This is a genomic window from Phaeobacter sp. JH20_29, assembly GCF_048056175.1.
Taxonomy (GTDB): domain Bacteria; phylum Pseudomonadota; class Alphaproteobacteria; order Rhodobacterales; family Rhodobacteraceae; genus Phaeobacter; species Phaeobacter bryozoorum.
Map to the genome: position 1 here is coordinate 483,487 of NZ_JAYMWO010000013.1, position 16,327 is coordinate 499,813.

At 57.2% G+C, this 16,327-nt stretch carries 30 protein-coding genes; 16 read left to right on the plus strand and 14 right to left on the minus strand.

All coding sequences use genetic code 11. The features are described 5' to 3' along the window. Nucleotides 1–60: 60 nt before the first annotated feature. The 6 genes from VWZ85_RS12045 to VWZ85_RS12070 form a co-directional block, all read right to left on the minus strand. Entirely contained in the window at nt 61–1,581 is a 1,521-nt protein-coding gene (locus VWZ85_RS12045) for a hypothetical protein (protein ID WP_416588428.1), read from the minus strand. 65 nt (nt 1,582–1,646) lie between these two features. Next, nucleotides 1,647–2,033 (minus strand): ribbon-helix-helix domain-containing protein, encoded by a 387-nt coding sequence (locus VWZ85_RS12050; RefSeq protein ID WP_416588431.1) that lies wholly within the window; start codon nt 2,031–2,033, stop codon nt 1,647–1,649. A gap of 299 nt (nt 2,034–2,332) precedes the next feature. Further along, nucleotides 2,333–2,812, minus strand: a complete 480-nt coding sequence (locus VWZ85_RS12055) for a hypothetical protein (RefSeq protein WP_416588434.1) — start codon at nt 2,810–2,812, stop codon at nt 2,333–2,335. Between the two features lie 221 nt (nt 2,813–3,033). After that, on the minus strand, nt 3,034–3,198 hold the full coding sequence (locus VWZ85_RS12060) for a hypothetical protein (RefSeq protein WP_416588437.1): 165 nt from the start codon (nt 3,196–3,198) through the stop codon (nt 3,034–3,036). Between the two features lie 12 nt (nt 3,199–3,210). Further along, nucleotides 3,211–3,357, minus strand: a complete 147-nt coding sequence (locus VWZ85_RS12065; protein ID WP_416588439.1) for a hypothetical protein — start codon at nt 3,355–3,357, stop codon at nt 3,211–3,213. Between the two features lie 12 nt (nt 3,358–3,369). Next, nucleotides 3,370–3,579: a hypothetical protein gene (locus VWZ85_RS12070; RefSeq protein WP_416588441.1), complete on the minus strand. Its 210-nt coding sequence runs from the start codon at nt 3,577–3,579 to the stop codon at nt 3,370–3,372. 204 nt (nt 3,580–3,783) lie between these two features. Between VWZ85_RS12070 and VWZ85_RS12075 the strand changes: the two genes are divergently transcribed. From VWZ85_RS12075 to VWZ85_RS12090, 4 genes are all read left to right on the plus strand, one after another. Next, nucleotides 3,784–4,608 carry a DUF4942 domain-containing protein gene (locus tag VWZ85_RS12075; protein WP_416588444.1) on the plus strand — a complete coding sequence of 275 codons (825 nt, stop codon included), beginning with the start codon at nt 3,784–3,786 and terminating at the stop codon, nt 4,606–4,608. A gap of 81 nt (nt 4,609–4,689) precedes the next feature. After that, nucleotides 4,690–4,974, plus strand: a complete 285-nt coding sequence (locus VWZ85_RS12080) for a hypothetical protein (protein ID WP_416588447.1) — start codon at nt 4,690–4,692, stop codon at nt 4,972–4,974. After that, on the plus strand, nt 4,971–5,162 hold the full coding sequence (locus VWZ85_RS12085; RefSeq protein WP_416588449.1) for a hypothetical protein: 192 nt from the start codon (nt 4,971–4,973) through the stop codon (nt 5,160–5,162). The genes VWZ85_RS12080 and VWZ85_RS12085 overlap by 4 nt, the downstream gene beginning before the upstream one ends. Beyond that, nucleotides 5,162–5,482 carry a hypothetical protein gene (locus VWZ85_RS12090; RefSeq protein WP_416551518.1) on the plus strand — a complete coding sequence of 107 codons (321 nt, stop codon included), beginning with the start codon at nt 5,162–5,164 and terminating at the stop codon, nt 5,480–5,482. The genes VWZ85_RS12085 and VWZ85_RS12090 overlap by 1 nt, the downstream gene beginning before the upstream one ends. Here the strand turns inward: VWZ85_RS12090 and VWZ85_RS12095 are convergent, their stop codons facing one another. The 7 genes from VWZ85_RS12095 to VWZ85_RS12125 form a co-directional block, all read right to left on the minus strand. Further along, nucleotides 5,483–5,974 carry a helix-turn-helix domain-containing protein gene (locus VWZ85_RS12095; protein ID WP_317959833.1) on the minus strand — a complete coding sequence of 164 codons (492 nt, stop codon included), beginning with the start codon at nt 5,972–5,974 and terminating at the stop codon, nt 5,483–5,485. After that, nucleotides 5,964–6,170 (minus strand): hypothetical protein, encoded by a 207-nt coding sequence (locus VWZ85_RS12100; protein ID WP_317959832.1) that lies wholly within the window; start codon nt 6,168–6,170, stop codon nt 5,964–5,966. The genes VWZ85_RS12095 and VWZ85_RS12100 overlap by 11 nt, the downstream gene beginning before the upstream one ends. Continuing rightward, nucleotides 6,170–7,588, minus strand: coding sequence for a DnaB-like helicase C-terminal domain-containing protein (locus tag VWZ85_RS12105; RefSeq protein ID WP_416588453.1), 1,419 nt, complete (start codon nt 7,586–7,588; stop codon nt 6,170–6,172). Before VWZ85_RS12105 ends, VWZ85_RS12100 begins: the two co-directional genes overlap by 1 nt. After that, on the minus strand, nt 7,585–8,460 hold the full coding sequence (locus VWZ85_RS12110; protein ID WP_416588456.1) for a hypothetical protein: 876 nt from the start codon (nt 8,458–8,460) through the stop codon (nt 7,585–7,587). Before VWZ85_RS12110 ends, VWZ85_RS12105 begins: the two co-directional genes overlap by 4 nt. Before the next feature lie 394 nt (nt 8,461–8,854). Then, nucleotides 8,855–9,379, minus strand: a complete 525-nt coding sequence (locus VWZ85_RS12115) for a hypothetical protein (RefSeq protein ID WP_416551509.1) — start codon at nt 9,377–9,379, stop codon at nt 8,855–8,857. Beyond that, on the minus strand, nt 9,376–9,561 hold the full coding sequence (locus VWZ85_RS12120) for a hypothetical protein (protein ID WP_416551507.1): 186 nt from the start codon (nt 9,559–9,561) through the stop codon (nt 9,376–9,378). Before VWZ85_RS12120 ends, VWZ85_RS12115 begins: the two co-directional genes overlap by 4 nt. Further along, nucleotides 9,558–10,070 (minus strand): hypothetical protein, encoded by a 513-nt coding sequence (locus tag VWZ85_RS12125; protein WP_416595472.1) that lies wholly within the window; start codon nt 10,068–10,070, stop codon nt 9,558–9,560. The genes VWZ85_RS12120 and VWZ85_RS12125 overlap by 4 nt, the downstream gene beginning before the upstream one ends. Before the next feature lie 154 nt (nt 10,071–10,224). On the opposite strand from VWZ85_RS12125, the gene VWZ85_RS12130 reads away from it, so the two are divergent. Both VWZ85_RS12130 and VWZ85_RS12135 read left to right on the plus strand, forming a co-directional pair. Further along, nucleotides 10,225–10,407, plus strand: a complete 183-nt coding sequence (locus tag VWZ85_RS12130; protein ID WP_416595474.1) for a hypothetical protein — start codon at nt 10,225–10,227, stop codon at nt 10,405–10,407. Between the two features lie 9 nt (nt 10,408–10,416). Continuing rightward, nucleotides 10,417–10,617: a hypothetical protein gene (locus tag VWZ85_RS12135; RefSeq protein WP_416595476.1), complete on the plus strand. Its 201-nt coding sequence runs from the start codon at nt 10,417–10,419 to the stop codon at nt 10,615–10,617. A gap of 171 nt (nt 10,618–10,788) precedes the next feature. Here VWZ85_RS12135 and VWZ85_RS12140 read toward each other — a convergent pair whose 3' ends face one another. Further along, complete coding sequence (locus VWZ85_RS12140) at nt 10,789–11,004, minus strand: helix-turn-helix domain-containing protein (protein ID WP_416588462.1); 216 nt, start codon at nt 11,002–11,004, stop codon at nt 10,789–10,791. Nucleotides 11,005–11,092: 88 nt separating this feature from the next. Between VWZ85_RS12140 and VWZ85_RS12145 the strand changes: the two genes are divergently transcribed. The 10 genes from VWZ85_RS12145 to VWZ85_RS12190 all read left to right on the plus strand — a co-directional run bounded on the left by VWZ85_RS12145 (nt 11,093) and on the right by VWZ85_RS12190 (nt 16,307). After that, entirely contained in the window at nt 11,093–11,374 is a 282-nt protein-coding gene (locus VWZ85_RS12145; RefSeq protein ID WP_416588841.1) for a helix-turn-helix domain-containing protein, read from the plus strand. A 244-nt stretch (nt 11,375–11,618) separates the two neighbouring features. Then, nucleotides 11,619–11,900 carry a hypothetical protein gene (locus VWZ85_RS12150; RefSeq protein ID WP_416588465.1) on the plus strand — a complete coding sequence of 94 codons (282 nt, stop codon included), beginning with the start codon at nt 11,619–11,621 and terminating at the stop codon, nt 11,898–11,900. After that, nucleotides 11,897–12,124: a hypothetical protein gene (locus tag VWZ85_RS12155; protein ID WP_416588467.1), complete on the plus strand. Its 228-nt coding sequence runs from the start codon at nt 11,897–11,899 to the stop codon at nt 12,122–12,124. The genes VWZ85_RS12150 and VWZ85_RS12155 overlap by 4 nt, the downstream gene beginning before the upstream one ends. A 124-nt stretch (nt 12,125–12,248) precedes the next feature. Beyond that, nucleotides 12,249–13,259 (plus strand): hypothetical protein, encoded by a 1,011-nt coding sequence (locus tag VWZ85_RS12160; protein ID WP_416551493.1) that lies wholly within the window; start codon nt 12,249–12,251, stop codon nt 13,257–13,259. Next, nucleotides 13,259–14,230, plus strand: coding sequence for a PD-(D/E)XK nuclease-like domain-containing protein (locus tag VWZ85_RS12165; RefSeq protein ID WP_416588470.1), 972 nt, complete (start codon nt 13,259–13,261; stop codon nt 14,228–14,230). The genes VWZ85_RS12160 and VWZ85_RS12165 overlap by 1 nt, the downstream gene beginning before the upstream one ends. Further along, on the plus strand, nt 14,227–15,216 hold the full coding sequence (locus VWZ85_RS12170; protein WP_416588472.1) for an Rmf/CrpP family protein: 990 nt from the start codon (nt 14,227–14,229) through the stop codon (nt 15,214–15,216). Before VWZ85_RS12165 ends, VWZ85_RS12170 begins: the two co-directional genes overlap by 4 nt. Continuing rightward, on the plus strand, nt 15,213–15,386 hold the full coding sequence (locus VWZ85_RS12175) for a hypothetical protein (protein WP_416588475.1): 174 nt from the start codon (nt 15,213–15,215) through the stop codon (nt 15,384–15,386). The genes VWZ85_RS12170 and VWZ85_RS12175 overlap by 4 nt, the downstream gene beginning before the upstream one ends. Beyond that, nucleotides 15,383–15,721, plus strand: coding sequence for a hypothetical protein (locus VWZ85_RS12180; RefSeq protein WP_416588478.1), 339 nt, complete (start codon nt 15,383–15,385; stop codon nt 15,719–15,721). Before VWZ85_RS12175 ends, VWZ85_RS12180 begins: the two co-directional genes overlap by 4 nt. After that, on the plus strand, nt 15,718–15,930 hold the full coding sequence (locus tag VWZ85_RS12185; protein WP_416551486.1) for a hypothetical protein: 213 nt from the start codon (nt 15,718–15,720) through the stop codon (nt 15,928–15,930). The genes VWZ85_RS12180 and VWZ85_RS12185 overlap by 4 nt, the downstream gene beginning before the upstream one ends. Nucleotides 15,931–15,977: 47 nt before the next feature. Next, on the plus strand, nt 15,978–16,307 hold the full coding sequence (locus tag VWZ85_RS12190; RefSeq protein ID WP_416588480.1) for a nuclease domain-containing protein: 330 nt from the start codon (nt 15,978–15,980) through the stop codon (nt 16,305–16,307). The last annotated feature ends 20 nt before the right edge of the window (nt 16,308–16,327 follow it).

Consider the following 16,327-nt stretch of genomic DNA (forward strand, 5'->3'; position numbering starts at 1 on the left):
TTCTCGGCGCCAGTCAGCAATTCCCGCAACGTCGCTGGCCGATGAAACGCGAAGTAGATCTTAGCGACGTCCACGGCGAAGGCTCACTTTTCGCTTTTTCACAGGGGAAGGACGGGGTTTCTCGCGCGTCGGGTTCTGGATCAATGCGAAACCTTCGCCGCCGCCGATCAGTGCGTTTTCAACCGCCTCTGCGATGTGGGAGTATCCATTTTTGACGGGGCGAGGTGAATACATGCCGGCAACCCCTTTGATTTTGGCGTAGTGATAGCCGCCCGCCAGCGCGCGCTTGACCATCAGGCAGCTCTTGTTCACCAGAAAGCCGTTGCGCCTGTCGAGGACGCTTTCCACGGTGGATCGCCGGGTGTCGGGATCATTGTCCGAGGTCGACGGCAGGATTTCCATTCCCAGATTGAAGAATACGTCGCCCGCGGTGATCTCACTGGCCTGAGTTCGATCCAGCATCCGCGGATCCCCCCAGAACTCGGCACCCATGCCGGGATATTTCTGAGAGAGATGGCGGCGAACGCGGGGGGCAAAGAGTGCGGCGCTCTCGTTGTCACCGATCAGCTCTGATAGTACCCGCCAGCAGCCGTTGACGTTCTGAAGAAATGCGGCCGCAGGATCCCGGCCCCCATCCAGTCCTACGATGATGGGTAATCCCGGCACCGGTTCGTGATCCCGGTCATGGACGTGATCAACCTCCGAAAACGTTGGGTAGACGGCCTTGCCGTGAAGATGGAGGCCGACCTTGTTGAGAACGCGTCGATCAATCCAGCTTTTCTTTTTCCCTTGGATCTTCTCCATATAGGTTTCGCGCAACCATCGCTGGTTTTCGGCCAGAGGGTTCGGCTCATAGACCGGCTTTCCCTCCACCATTTTCTCCAGCAAACCGGGCGGCTGCACCAAGAACGTCCAGTTTTCCGGTTTCTCATAGGCGCGGGCTTCATCCTCGGTCATCTCAGGCGGCAGGGGAATGTCGCCACGCATGTATGGCACCCAGTGGCCTTCGACCGGGGCGTTCATGTCCATCCAGCCACCAAACCACGTCGCACCGGCTCCGTTCTTCATCGACGGGTAGCGGCCACAACGGGACAGCAGTTCATCAATCACCTCTTTCTCGGTGAACTGACCTTCGTTCTTGAAAAAACCGGTGATCTCGTAGGAGGCGCAGACCTGTTCGGCGACGTCGGCATCCGGGATCGCAAGGAAGATCACCTCGCAATCCACTTTGGTGCCGTCTTTGGATGGATGATCGCGCCGCAGATGGTGGTTCATCGGTTCCGATCGAATGAACTGGCCCCAGATATCCTCGGGGAACCAGTCCAGCCATGTCTTCACCGTGGTCTCCCGCAATTCCTTGTAGGTCTCACGGGTGATGATCCACCGCGTCCGGCGCACGTTGTCGTATCCAGGCTCTTGCTCACAGGCCAGCGCCCAGATTTTGTGACAAGAAGCCGTGGAAGTGCCGGATCCAATCGGGCCCTGCACATTGCAAAAGCGGTCCCGGTTCCAGAAGAACTCATTCAGGACCGCCCCATCAGGCTCGTATAAGAAATTGCCGCGCTCTGTGACCCGTAGCATAATCCCTCCTTTGGTCAGGAGGGAAGATCACCTTTCACGCAAGCCTCTCAGATGCACCCGCAAGTTCAGCCGGTCGGAACCAAAACCCCATTCACCACCGCCGCCGATCCTTCCGAGAGTAAAACCCGCTCAGCGTTCTCATACCGCAGTCCAAGCCAGCCCATCTCAGCCTTAGCCTGGCGCGAGGTCATCGACTTCTTCTGTAACGCCTCCAGCAACACCACTGCATCCGGCCGCAACATATCCGCACCCTTAGGAGCCTTCTCAGGTTTCGGCGCCACAGCACGTTTCGCAATCGGCGGCAATTTTGCCTTCACCGGGGCATCCAATCCCAGCTTCTCAGCCACCGCATCCGCAACAAACTCGGTCCGATCACCACGCTTCGGGAAACGACGGTCGACCTCCGCAATCAAATCCTCATCCAGACGAAATGAAAAAATTTTCGTGGGCATGTCCAAACCTCCAAGGTGTATTACAAACCCAGGCGTAAGGATCAGTTTTTGTATTACAGATGCACCGTGTAATACAGTTTGAAGCCCCATTGTATTACAAGCGCCAAACAAGAGGGAGCCGCGTGAGAGGGGGTGGACTACAGCATTTCGCGCGCGCGTTTTTACCCCCCACCCCCTTATAAACAAGGCCCCCCGCCCCGATCCTGCCTAGCCATCATACACCCTGTGCAGGCGCAGAAACTTGGCTGGTACTCATCGGCGCGAGTAACCAAAGGTCCACATTGCCCTTATTTATATGGCTATTCGCTATCTTCTGCGGGGGATTGGGTATCTCCTCCGGCCCGTATTACAACCACTTCCTGATCTGGGCGGGCGTATTCATAGCCGGTCGGAGCCTGATTATTGACCTGCACAGCGACGTTGACGGCGTTGCCTTTCCGCTCGCCCGCGAGGAACTCGACCATTCTTGCCCTTACAGCCTCGCTCTTTGCGGTTCTCATAAGTTCCGCAGCAGTTTCAAAGGCTTCTGCCTTATACGGAGCTTTTAACTCTTCAATGTCCTGAATGTACTGGGCAAATCTTTCTTGTTCGTAATCTCGGACGTGCGGCTTGTTGAGGGAGCTATATAGGTACGAGGGGGCAAGCCCCACCTGCTCCGCAGCGCTTTGCTTTGTTATGCGTTGTGTTGTGTAGAGGTCGATTGCGGCGCGGAGTTTCTTGCTAATGCGCGGCTTTGCGGGCGTTGCTTTGCGCTTCTGAATGGGTGCGGGTGTGTTCATGTGGTGAGGGTATCCACAGGGGAAGGGCTGCGCCCTATGCACATATTGAGGTGTTGACGTGGTGTGTGGGGGTGTTGATTGTGTGGGGGCGCGGCGGCAAAGACCGGGCATTATGGCCGTAGACGATCCCGGCCCGCGCTCAATCCCCACCCTGGGCAAAGAGAAAGGGGCCTTGCGGCCCCCTGTTTCTGATTTGCTACCGGTTCGTAGGTGCTGGTGATCTATTCAGCCAGGGTTATCTTGTACCGGCGCTTGCCGTGCTCTGGCTCGTACCGCTCGATCTGCGGGCGCTCGGCTGCTGATATGGTACCTTCGCTCATCATGTCGGCCACAGCCCTTTCCGCCTCTTGGTGGCTCTTGTAGCCCCATGCGTAGGTGTAACGCATCCCTTCTCCTCCTCACAGCCTCGTGACGCACAGGCGCGCCTTGATATCTGCAATCTGCTGGTCGAGCGCGGCAAGCCGTTCTGCCTGCCGCTGCTCCATCGCTTCGCGCTTTGTCCTCATTTCGGCGGTGGCCTGTTCAATCCGTTGTAGAAGCGTCATCCTCTGCCCTCCTCAGTGATGCACGACGGCCAAGCCGCCATGTGTTTCCGCCAGTTCGTCGGCGTAAGCAGCGGCCACGGCGGGGCAGCAAATCCGGCGACTCTTATGCAGTGCAAAGCTGACCCCGCAGATGGTGTTCCGTTGCAGGTATACGCGGAAGCTCTGCCCCTGCTCTTCGATATGAACGGCGAAGGCGGCGGCGGTGTTGTGCGGCTGTGCCATTTGTCTGTTTTCCTTTCGTGTTGGTGGTGCCGGGGTTCCGTCCCGGCATGACCTCAATCTAGGAAACTTCTTTTCCTTTTGCAACCCCATATAGTCCGATTTTTTTCCTTAATGGGGTTGATTGCGCAATCCCTCTTTCCTATATTGAGTGCATCGGAGGCGACCGGAACTCGCCTCAATCTGAACCACGAGAGGAAAAGCCAAATGACCACCGTCAACACAGATATCGCGCCACGCGCTACCATTACCCAGCTTGTCGGGATCCGGGATCGCGCACTAAGGCGCTATGAGGCGCTGCTGAGAGAGGCACGGGAAATCAACACCCTGATTACCCCACTGAACCAAGAGAGCCACAGGCTGCCGACTATCACCACCACGATTAACCGCAGCGGATACAGCAGCGATACGTCGGTTGAGAGCTACCGGAAAAGCTTGGATGCTGGTGCATGGGATCACCTTATGGACAAAACCGAGCTTCGCGACCTGATGAGCGCGAACCAAAAAGCAGATCTGCGTAAGCAACTGTCCGAAGATCCGCCAGAGTTCACACTGGAGGCAGCGATTGCCACCTTCGAAGATATGCGAGGCCGCGCAGGGGAGATATTCCGGCAGGGTCTGATTGATGTGTTTGAAGCGCTTCCCCGCGACTTCCGCAGTCACGACGGGTTCAAGATTGGCGGGCGCTGCGTAATGACCGGCGCGGTTTCATGGTGGAGTGGGCGCGCAAGCTGGCAATACTGCACCTACAACGACCGCCGGAGTCAACTTGGCGACCTTGACCGCACCTTTCACTGTCTGGCCGGTAAAGAGTGGTCCCATAACGCAGCTGACGTTGCGGCCAAGGCTATGAAGGATGGCGAAACCGAGATTGAAACCGAGTTCTTCCGGCTCCGCTGGTTTCAAAATGGCAACGTTCATGTGTGGTTCATCAACAAGAACACGACCGGCGATGCCAACAAGCTTCTTGCCGAGCACTACGGCGCGAAACTTGGCAGGATGCACCTTCATCCTGACCAACGCGCCGCCTGACCCATCTGTGACGCGCCCAGCAATGGGCGCGCATCACATGGGACGGAACCCCATGAAGCCACCACGACGAAAGGCGACGACATGAAGAACTGGCACGAATTTGCATCTGAGATCGAAGACAACGACAACTCAACCAGAGCCGCACGAGCCTTGAGAGCTATCTATCCGGCCTATGACGACGACACCGCAGCTACGGCGGTACGCGACGTGCTGACCGACTTACGGCACCTATGTGATCTGATGGGCTGGGATTTCGCTCAAATGGATCAGGAAGCCCACCGAGGCTATCAGGTTGAACTCTCCGATTGCGGCGGTCCAGCTGTAAACCCCGCCTTTTCTTCCGCCATCGAGCGCGACCTACAATGACCCAACTTTTCGACACCGAGGGAACCCCGGAGGGCACACAGGCGCTTCTTCCCGGCGTGGAGCCTATCACCACACGGGACCGGCTGCACCGGGCCCAGGATCGCCCCTTGAGCGGAGGCAACGCACCTTGCGACGTCGGCCTATTTGACGACTCGGCCAAACAGCTTGATATGCTGGATCTGATTTGATGGATAAGGTGCCCTGCACCCCCTCTTTCGAGGCGGAACGGGTGCAGGGCGATTGCCACGAAAGGAACGAGGCCTTGACCAATTACACGGAAATCACTGCCGAGGAAAGGTTTACCGCGCTCGACCAGATGGCAACTCAACTGTTCGGAACCGCGCGCTGGAAAACTGAATTCGCCAATCGCTATGACTTGACCCGGCAGGCAGTTGGTGAATGGAGCCGCAAGGGCGCACCGGTCTGGGCTTGTGTGGCGCTGGCCGATGCTCTGGCCGCGCAGAACTGGCAGCGGGTCCGAGACGTTGTGAACGCCGAAACGGAATAGTCACCGCCCGGAGCGGCGCCGGTTTTCCAGCCTGAAACGCTTTTGCCGCGGGCCTTGCTTTCCCCGGCTTTCGGCCACCACGCGGCGGGTGTAGGTCGGCAGGTCGCGCGGTCTCAACACCAGCTCAAACCCCAGTGAATTCGCCCACTCGATCAGGATCTGCGCGTTAGGCACCTTCGACGGCTGGTCTTTTTCCATCTTGGCGAGGTGGTCACCCGACATGCCTGATACCTCCTCGACCTCGCGAATGGTCAATCCCAGCCCCTCACGACGCGCGCGCAGGATCTCGCGGATATCGTCATATTCCGCGATATCACGGTCCAACAGGTCACGACGCTTGCCGGGATCCACCCTTGGAATTGGCTTGCCCTGGGCCAACTTGGCGCGCAGCCCGCAGCCCTGAGAGGGACACTTGCATATCGCGTGGTCCTCGGTGACGGTCTCGATATGCCAACCCGCTTCTTCCAGCGCTTTCAGAAACTTAGTGTCCATCCTGACCCGCTCGCTTGATCTCGTTGATCATGTATTTCTTGAGGTTGATGATGTGGTAGAACATGGCGCCTTGATTGCCACCTTTGCCCTGCATCGCCATGACCGCCGCGCGCTCCTCCTCGGCCACACGCTCGACCTCCTCCACAGTTGTGCAGGCGCTCAGGCGTTCCTTGATGCGGTTTGCTTCAGCGAACATCAGAACATCCTCTCCTGCCCGTCATCCAGATCCCAGAACCGGTTGGTGCCCATATCGCAGGCGACTTTGACGCTGCCGATCTCGCCCATCCGGGCCTTACCGATGATGATTTCCGCCATGTCCTTCCACTGCGCATATTCTTCCTCCCAATCTGCCCGGTCGGATGGATCTTTGGGCGGTGTGCAACGTGGGGGTGTCAGGAAATATTGAGGCCGGAAGACGAACAGCACATTGTCAGGCGCGTTTTCCAGATCACCGGAACCCCGCAAATGGGCCAGACTGGGCCGCGCGTCCGACCATTTGTCCCATTTCTCCAGCTTGCCCAACGTCCGGTCCACCTGTGCCAGCGCCAGCACATGCACATCCAATTGTTTGGCCACGTTCTTGAGGTCGTTCGCGATCTGAGATAGGCGCTCAAAGCTGGTTTTCTCGCGTCCGCGCATCAGCTGGATGTAGTCGATGATCAGCAGCTTGAAGCCACGAAACTTGCCCTCAGGCTGCCATTTGTGCTTCAGCTTTTTGCCCTCTGACAGGACCGCCGGCACATCGCGCACCCGGCCAGAGAATATTTCGAGAGGAAGGCCTTGCAGCTTTACCGCTGCCTCAACCACCTTGTCGAAAGAGGCCTGAGACATGGGTTTGTCATAGGTGTCGTAGTTCAGGCCGCTCTCGATGCTGTTGATCCGGTTGCACAGATCCTCCTCAGGCATTTCCAGCGTGACGAACCCGACGCCATAGCCCTCTTTCGCCGCTGAATGCGCGATATGCAGCGCCAACGCGGTCTTACCCATTGAGGTTTGCCCTCCAAGGATCGTGTAGCGCTTGGGCGCCAATGTCACCTTGTCGTCAAGCGCGCGGAGACCTGTCGGAACGCCGATCAGGTTGCCCTTCTTGATCTCGTGCAGCTGGTCGATGGAACGCATCTGGGCCTTGGAAAACGACATGGTGCGTGGATCAGCTGACGTCTCCGCCCGGTCCATCAGCAGCAGTTCCACTTCGGATGCCACGTCGTTTGCGGAGCGGCCACTGCGCAGATCACCCGATAGCTCGTCAAACCGGCCAGCCATAGTCCGACGTTGATGCATCTCGGACAGCATCAGCGCGTATTCCTTGACCGCAAAGCCACCGACAGAAGCCCCCATGAGGCTTCGCAGGTAAGCCGCGCCGCCCAGCTCCGCCAATCCGTCGTGATACACCATATCTGCGGCCAAGGTCGTGGGCGTCACGATGTGATCACCTTCCATCCTGCCAGCAAAATTCTGCCAGATATCGGCATGAACAGGGTCCGCGAAATGCTCTTGCTTGGTGATACCGCTGATCTCGTGGAACCGGTCATTGTTCGCCAGCAATGCGCCCAAGAGCTGCTGCTCTGCCTCGATCGACTGAACCGCCGATATCTCGTTGTTCTGCTGGTTCATCCCGCCGCCTTCCGAAACTTGGAAAGCCAATAAGCGGCCACCTCATCAGGCGCCCCGTTTTCCATCAACGATGGTGGACAGCGGCCATCCGACAGCGCGTTCTGCTGGGCTGCGCTCAGATCCTCCCAGCGGAACCCCTGCCCGCCAGTGCGCACAAACGGCTCCCACCCTGGCTGACGCAACCACGGCAGAGGCCCCTTCAGATATTGCGGATCCCTGACCGAGGCGATGTAGGCCTTGGTTGCTTCGTTCAGCGCACGGGGCGATATCTTATCAGCCTTCGGGTGTTTGCCCGTACAGGCCTGCCGGTAGACCTTGAGGCAATCTGCCTTGCCCGCCTTTCGCGCGTGGCTTGGCCAGATCTCTCCCCAGAATTCGTCAAACGCTGAATCAATATCTGCCAGATCGTTCTTTGCCTTCGACGTTTCGTCTTGCCGATCCGTTTCATTCTCTGCTGAGAAAAGATCATCAGCCCCCCTTGGGGGTTTGGGGGTTTCTTCTAATTGTATTTCTTTAACCTTGTTATTTCTTATAGGGGCTGGTTTACCGGCGGTCGGTTTAACCGGCGGTCGGTTTTTCAGGGCCTCGGTGGAACCGAGAGACGGGTTTTCAGGGCCTCGGTAGCTAACTCTTTTGGAGGGATCATCATGAATGATCCACTCGGTTCCTATGAGAGTCCCATCTTCCAATCGAGAGGCTACCCGTTCAACATAGCCCGCCTCCCCCAACTCTCTCATTACACGGGTAAATTTATCCCTCCCGATCCCGGCAACTTTACACAGGTGATCGCGACGGAACCGCCATTCATCCGAATATGTCATCAGCAATGCCAGCATTCCCCGCGCGTCTAACGACAGGGCGGTATCACGCATGGCCTCGTTCGGTATCGCCGCATACAAGCGGCTCTTTCGCCGTCCTACGGCTGGCATATTTCTCATCGCTCGTTCCTCTCGTTCCGCTTGGGCAGGGCTTCCAACCCCGTTTGCCCAAGAATTCTCTTGCCTTGAGTGGTCCAGACTTCACCGCCCGGCTTCAGGATCGTCACCACGAAACCTGTTGGCGTGATCCCGAGGGCGTATCGCGTTCGTCCGTCAGGAAGCTGGAAGAAATAGATGCTCAGGAACTGATCGCCCCGGATCGTTCCCACAAACCGCGCTAAGGCCTCGTCCTGCTCCAAGATGGCGTAGTGCAGCCCACGTAGTAGGACGCCCGGACAAACACCGGGGCACCGCTCCAAAGCTCTCTGCATCGCGTGTGTCGGGAGCATTAGAACAATCCCCCCACCGGCTTTGCCTGATAGCTCCGACAAAACGTCGCGCAGGCCCAATCCCATGTGGCAGCTGCATCGGCAGCGTCAGGATCATTGTCGACGTCCCAGCCCATCGCCATGCAGCGTCGGATCACGACGTCCTTGATCGCCGCCTTCTTCGCCTTGTCGGACTTCAGATGGGGGAAATCTCTTGTGGTCAGCGCCTTGCCGACGAAGTGCTTGCGGACTGTTCCGCTATGGGCAGCCTCAAACTTGACCCCACGGTTCCAGCAGACGGCCTCCACACAGCCAAACAGTTTGATCAGGAAGGCAGAGGCGTTCTTTCCCCCAATGGCCGCCTCACCCACCACCAAATCAGGCTTGTGGTGGACAATGAGGCCCTGCGTCATCTTAAGGGCTTGGGAGAGCCGTCTGCCCTGAGACCCCTCGCCCAAACTCACAGACCATGCCCTGGGGTCTGCGCCGGATGAACCGACGCAGATACCCGTTGTGCTGGCGATATCGAGTGCCAGGATCTTCATGCGACCAAACCAGAGAGGATCGCGGTGGTGCTGAGCAGCTTGGCCTTGGTTGACAGGGCCGAGAACAGATCCTTCTCAACCTGACGTGCTTTCATCCGGGCAAACTGTTCACGCTCGAAACGCTTGGCGCTCTCCAAGGCGGCAATACGCTGGGCCGGGTTGTCGGTTGCGAACCCGCTCATGCTGCGCCGCCTTGATCAAAGTCGATGGGGGTTTCGCCCTCGCCCTGCCCGAACGGAACAACCGTGTCATCACCCATGGCCTCATCGACCTCAGCGTTGAACTCGGCCGTCTCCGGGTCTTCTGGCTCAGACTGTTCATCGGGTGCGTTGTCTGGCGCTTCTTCTGGTGCCTCGGACGGCCCTTCCAGGTTCATCTCCCCCGAACCCTGACCCGCGACAAACGCCTCAACCATCGGCAAGCCGGTATTCAGCGAGCGGATGATATCCATCGCCTTGGCCTGACCATCCGCCTTATCGTTGGTTTTCATGATCTGCCGCAGCCATGCGAAGGCCTTAGAATTCAACGACGTGCTGTCCAGAAACTGCCCAATCTGCTGCCGGGTTTCGCCAGCTGAGGACGCGCGCTTCCCATCCTCGGCGTTGAACTCAGCGATTTTGCCGATCAGCTGATCATGCTCGATATCCGGTCCGTTCATTGCGACACGGACCTTCTTTCCTTCGTCTGCCATATTGGCCTCCAATGTTGATTGATGGGGCGCTCTCACGGGCGAGCCCGCGCCCCGGAAGGCCTCTCAAAGGCGACAGGGGCCTCCACCCGTGAAAACTTGTGGTTGTGGTCGAAACCGCGCAGGATGCCCCCAATTGACCTTGGAGGATTTTCGAATGGAAAATAAAAGCCCCAGCATACTGACGGTTTTGATTGCTACATGCTTGCCCATTGGGCAGCATTTTCTGCTGCTCGGGGGCGTGCTGTTTGGTCCGAAGAGCTTTCAAACCTTTTGGTACGACTGGGTGTTGGCCCTCTTTGTCCCGTTCTATGGTTGGTACAAAATCCTGTTCGGATAAGAGGATTTCATGCTCGACAGATTGATTGAGGTCTTCGCCTGCTATGGCGCGATAATGTTGCTGATCATGGGCTTCGCGCACTTTTCGAACCGGTTTAAGAACCATGGAGACCGCGGGGACTTCTTGCTTTTCAGCGGAGGAGGTTTCGCGCTCCTCACATTCGTCCCAGGCACCATCTACGCCCTGACCGGATTGATACCCGGCCAATGAACAGACGTGCGCGCCGGATGTACCAGACCCGGCGCGCACAGCGACATCGTCACAATGGAGAACACCGACGACATGGAACCCGAAGAGATCAAGTTTAAGGTCAGACATTCCATCACTCCGCCCTTGTAATGTGTTCAGTCTGAACACACCTTTGATGTTCAACACCGGGAGTTAAGCCGCTGCCTCATCGCTTCTCATTTTGGCAAGATGCTCATAAGACAGGTCGATTTGCCTGCGTCGAGCTTCTGTTACGAGTTCAACATCACGATCAGCGGGAAAGAAGTTTCTCCGCTTCCACGTATTGACCGTGCTCTTCGAGACATCGAAAAAACGACCGAAGGCCGCAGGGCCGCCAAAGCTGTAGATTATGTCGGATACGGTACGCATGACTCCATATAGTTTTCAAATTGAATACCAGTCAAGTCCAATCAATTTGAGGCCTACCGATCTGGGGCCTCAAAGGCAGTATGCCGGCATGTCAGATCACACCAACCCACCCCGCAAACTACAGCAGGTCGATAGAGACGCGTTCCGACTGCGATTGAACTATATACGGGAGCGTACAGGCCTATCGGGTAAGGATTTTGCCGAGTCGATCGGCATATCGAAATCCAACTACTCACAGGTCGAAAAAGGAAATCGGATGTTAACCGTCGACCAAATCTACAATATTTTTGTGATCTACGGTGTTCCTATGGAATACTTGATCGCAGGCCAGGAGACCAACCTACCCGAAAAGTTCAGAATCAATCTCTAGGGGCCTTTTGAGTGCAGTTGCCCGCGAGCAATATTCGGTAGACACGCTCTAACGGCAACCCACGCTGCAACGCCCTCAACATTAAGTCAAATTTCTCACACTCAGTCATTAGAATCCCCAAGACAAGTTCGCTTCATCTACAGATAGAACTCAGAAACCATAACGCACGTATTCTATTTGAATACTTTTTTCTTGACGGTGTTCAAAATGAATACTAACTTGACCTCAACACACGAGGTGAAGCATGGCGAACACAACCAAAGACAACGGAGGCAGCCCGGTACTGGCGGTGACCAATGGTCCGCTGGTTGAGGACTGCCTCTGCCCACACTGCCAAAACACCGGCCTGACCTATGAGGGCAACGGCCACCGGATGATCGGCTACCCCTTTGCGGAAAAGCATGTTTCCGTTTCCTGCTCATGCGCGATCGGTCAGCTTCTGGACGCTCTGGAGCCGGGCGCCATTGAACGCGAACGTGAGGCCATCGCTATTGCAGATGATCTGATGCGGGAGGCAACGGCATGAGCGCTCACACCCCAATCATCGAGCAAGCCCGTCAACTGGCGGCAGGCCCAGAGGCCATCGAACTGGCTGAACAGGCTGGCTACATCGACGGATTTCAGTCGGGCATCCGGTCAGAGCGCCGCTACGAGAAGATCAAAGACGTTGGCGATACCGTCGCTTGGAGTGCTCTCGCTTTCTGCGCTGGCCTCGCTGTTGGCCTGCTGATCCTGGCCCCACCTTTCTAATCACTCCCCGCGCTACCCGAGGGCCCCCATCCCTGCCTCTTAGCGCGCAACTCGGCGGGCGGTTCGCCACCCACTCACGGAACGGCACTTTTGCCGCCCGCCACCTTTCTTTTGCGAGGACGATATGACCGAAACGACAACCACCGAACTGACGAAGATCCCCGAGAAAGCTCAGATCCCCCAGTATTTTGGCAAGGAAGGTGGGATTGAGGAGCTCGTGACGCTCATCGAGACAGAGGTTTCTGCTGTCCACTGTGACTACTCAACCGACAAAGGACGCAAGGCTGCCCGAAGCTTGGCGGCGAAGGTGTCACGGTCAAAGACGCTGATCGATGCTGTCGGAAAGGAGATGACAGAGGACTGGCGTGAAAAGACCAAGAAGGTGAACGATCAACGCAAGGTAGCCACCAGTCGCCTTGACGAGTTGCGGGACAAAATCAAAGCGCCGGCCGACGAATTTGAGGCAAAAGAAGCCGAGCGGGTTAAGGCTCATATGCTGGCTTTGGACAAGTTTTCACTTGAGGCTCTCTCCTCTCACGACAGTTCAGCTGAGTTGCAGGCCAAGATCGACCTTATCGAAGCCACTGAGATCAGCTCCGACTGGGAAGAATTCGAAGGTGATGCGCGCCAGCAAAAGGCCGCTGCACTGGACAAGTATCGTGATGATCTGGCCATTGCTCAGGCCCGCGAGGCTCAGGAAGCCGAACTTGAGCAGCTGCGCGCCGAAAAGGCCGAACGCGAACGCAAAGAGGCCGAGGAACAAGCGGCCCGTCAGCGTGAGCAGGAAGAGCGTGAAGCCAAAGATCGTGCTCATGAAGAAGCCGAACGCGCGCGGATTGCAGCTGAGAAACGAGCCGAACAGGAAAAAGCCGATGCCGAAGCGCGCCATCAGCAGGAACTGAAAGAGGCTAAGGATGCCGCGGATAAAGCTGCGGCCGCCGAACGCAAGCGGATCGAGGACGAGAAGCGCGCCGCCGAAGAAGCCGAGGCGCAGCGCAAGGCTGACGCCGACCACCGCAAAGCGATTACTGCGGAAATCGTGGCTTCAATCACCAAGGTTCAGCCCCGCTCCTACGAACATCTGATTGAATTGATGATCGACGGCAAGATCCCCCATGTGAAGGTGGCGGTCTGATGACCTTCGATGTTCGCACACTGGCTCCAGGCGAATTAATAAGGGAACCCGGTTTCTACAATATTCCCTTGGATGTGCACCATGGTCAGCCTTGCGATGGCCCTAGCGTCACCAGCGGCATTTTGCGCCGTATGGAGCTGGAATACCCAGGTGATGTCTGGGCCTTCCACCAGCTGAACAAAGAGCGGATCTGGGAGAGGGAAGACACTGACGCTCTGCGCCTTGGTCGCGCTATGGCAGCCTATGTGGAGGGCGGAGAGGATGAGGTGGACCGTCACTTTTATGTTCTCCCTGATAACCGTCCCAACCGTCCGACCCGCGCTCAGCTGACTGCAATCAAAGAAGGGCGTGGAAGCCAGTCGGGCAATCGCTCCGTCGCCTTCTGGCGCGAGGTGGATCAAGACCCTCGTGACAAGATCACCGAAAATCAAATGCAGATGATCCGCGACATGGGCAAGGCCCTCGCCATTGATCCAATGGCTGTTTCGCTTTTGGGAGGACTGCCCGAGATTACCATGGCTTGGAAGGATCCGGCGACTGATCTTTGGTGTCTCGCCCGTCCCGATCAGGTCTCAGAAGATGGCTACGCAGGCGACTATAAAAAGATCAGCCCCCAAGGTGCGCCCTTCGACAAAGATCTCTGCTATCGCGCGATCCGCAAGCATCGCTACGACATGCAGATGGGCTTTGCCCATGAAGGGTACGAGGTCCTGACCGGCAACCAGCCTGAGGCAGTGGGGCTCATATTTCAGTCAGACCGACGACCACACTTTTGCATCCCAGTCGAGATCCCTGAGGAGGAGGTGTCGATTGGCCGTTTTTACAATCACAAAAATCTCCGTCGTTTTCGCGAATGTCTGGACAGCGGCCACTGGCAGGAACCCGGAGAGCACCCGGGCATCTTCCGTTGGTCGGATGATGAGCGCGAGAGAATTCTCGAAGAGATGAACACAGCAGGAGTTGCCCCATGAGCAGCAATGAACTGACACCCACACAGCGCATGGCGCAACAGGTTGCAGACGTAAAATCGTTCGACCCCGGCCTTGGAAGCTACAATTTCGCCGGCTTAAGCGACGTGGTGAAGTTTTCAGAGGTCATGTGCAAAGCGGGAGAGATGCTGCCGCAGCATCTTCAGAATAAACCCGCGCTCTGTATGGCTGTTACCATGCGAGCCACACACTGGGGTTTCGACCCCTTCGCTCTGGCCATGGAGACGTACCAGGCGAAGTCTGGCGGCATTATTGGCTACCAAGCCAAGGTATTCACCGCAGCGCTACGTAATGCTGGAGTGAAACTGCGTTACCGCTACGAGGGTCGGATCACGATCTTGGACAAGCCTGTGAGATCTCACAAGGGCAACCAGGTAGCTGCACGTACCGCCACCGGAGATCGAAAGTGTATCGCCTATTGGGTGGACGTTGATGGTGCAGAGCTGACCTACGAAACCATGACGCTTGATCAGATCACGATCAAGAACAGCCCACTCTGGCACAACGATCCGGATTCTCAGCTTGCCTATGCCGCTGGCCGTGGTTGGGCTCGTCGTTATCGGTCGGACGTTATGATGGGAGCCTACTCTTCTGATGAAGTTGAGGAGATGAAACCGATACGCGACGTGACCCCGGAAAGCGAAGCCTCCAATGGTTTCGCAGCCCGCGCGACGAGGGCTCGTCAATCAGATCAGTCGACTGAAGCAAAAGCACCAGACGATGAGACAAGTACCCTCGACGGCGAAATCCTCCCCGCCGATGAGGATGCGGCCCCTGTCGAGCAGGAGCAGCAGGAGGACGGTGGCACCACAGAGAGAACGTTTGAACACGACGAGGGTGCCACCGCCTTCACCCAAGGTAAGACCGCCTCAGACTGCCCGCACGAGGACGATCCGCAGCGGACCAACTGGATGGCTGGCTGGAACGAGGCCTACAACGCAGCCGAACAGGAAGGCGGTGACGCATGAGCGCTGTGATCCTTCACCTCATCGCTGCGATCCTGTTATTGGCCGCCGCACTCTTCGCCATTGCCTTAGGTCAGGCGTTTGAGAACGGTAACGATAAGGGATCCGGTCATCTCGCGGTAATCACGCTGGTGTTTCTGGCACTTGGCTTCACCCTACAGGTGATCGCATGAGCGGTTTCATCACCCCGGAGCAGGCCGGAAAACTGGCTTGCCCCCTCGCCCGCGTCCACGGTGACGGCGATCAACGCAAATGCCGTGCTGAAAAGTGCATCATTTGGCGTTGGTTGCCTCACTCCGCAAGCGATCCGCGGTTCCTCAGTGCCATCAAGCGCGAGGAAGCCGTGCTGGCTCAAGACAAAGCCGCAGAGACCGGTCAAAAGGCCAAGCCTCAGCACCTGTACCACAAGAAGGCCGTGGCAAATGTCATGCGTGATCCTGAGGCCTACGGGGTGGAGGTGGAGCATCAGCATGGATACTGCGGCTTAGGCGGGAGACCGGAGCAGTGACCCAGCGCGGCATGTCAGACGAGCAGTTGCTCAATGCGCTGCATCTGCGGGACCATGACGGCCTGACCTGTGGAGAACTCGCACAACGGTTCAGGGTTTCTCGTGGTTCTATGATCGGTGCGATGTATCGCATCGACCAAGACACTGACAGGAGCGATCCAGACGGCAACAAAAACGGCGGCATGAAGCCGAAGTGGTGGAAGCGATGATCCAGCACCGCCCCCATCTTCTCCCAAAGATCCGTTCTGAGGGTATCATGGATGCCGCAGAAGGTGCGCCTTGCACCCTTCGGATTGCGTCGTTCGTTCCCGGCCGCAGATGTGCCGACCATGAGACCACAGTTGGCTGTCACCTCCCGATTTGGGGCAAGGGCAAAAGCACCAAGGTCACAGACATGGGGGTCGCTTTCGGCTGTTCCGCCTGCCACGCAATCATCGACGGTGTTGATCAGGAAGCGCTTCGCTATCTGGAGAAGAAGTTTGGCGCCGCGATGATGACCCGGATGCTCCACGGGCTCACCGAAACCCACGCGCTGCTGATCGACCATGGCGTGATCATCATTCCTGACGCGGTGGTGATCGCATGAGTGATCTGCCCGAACTGTTT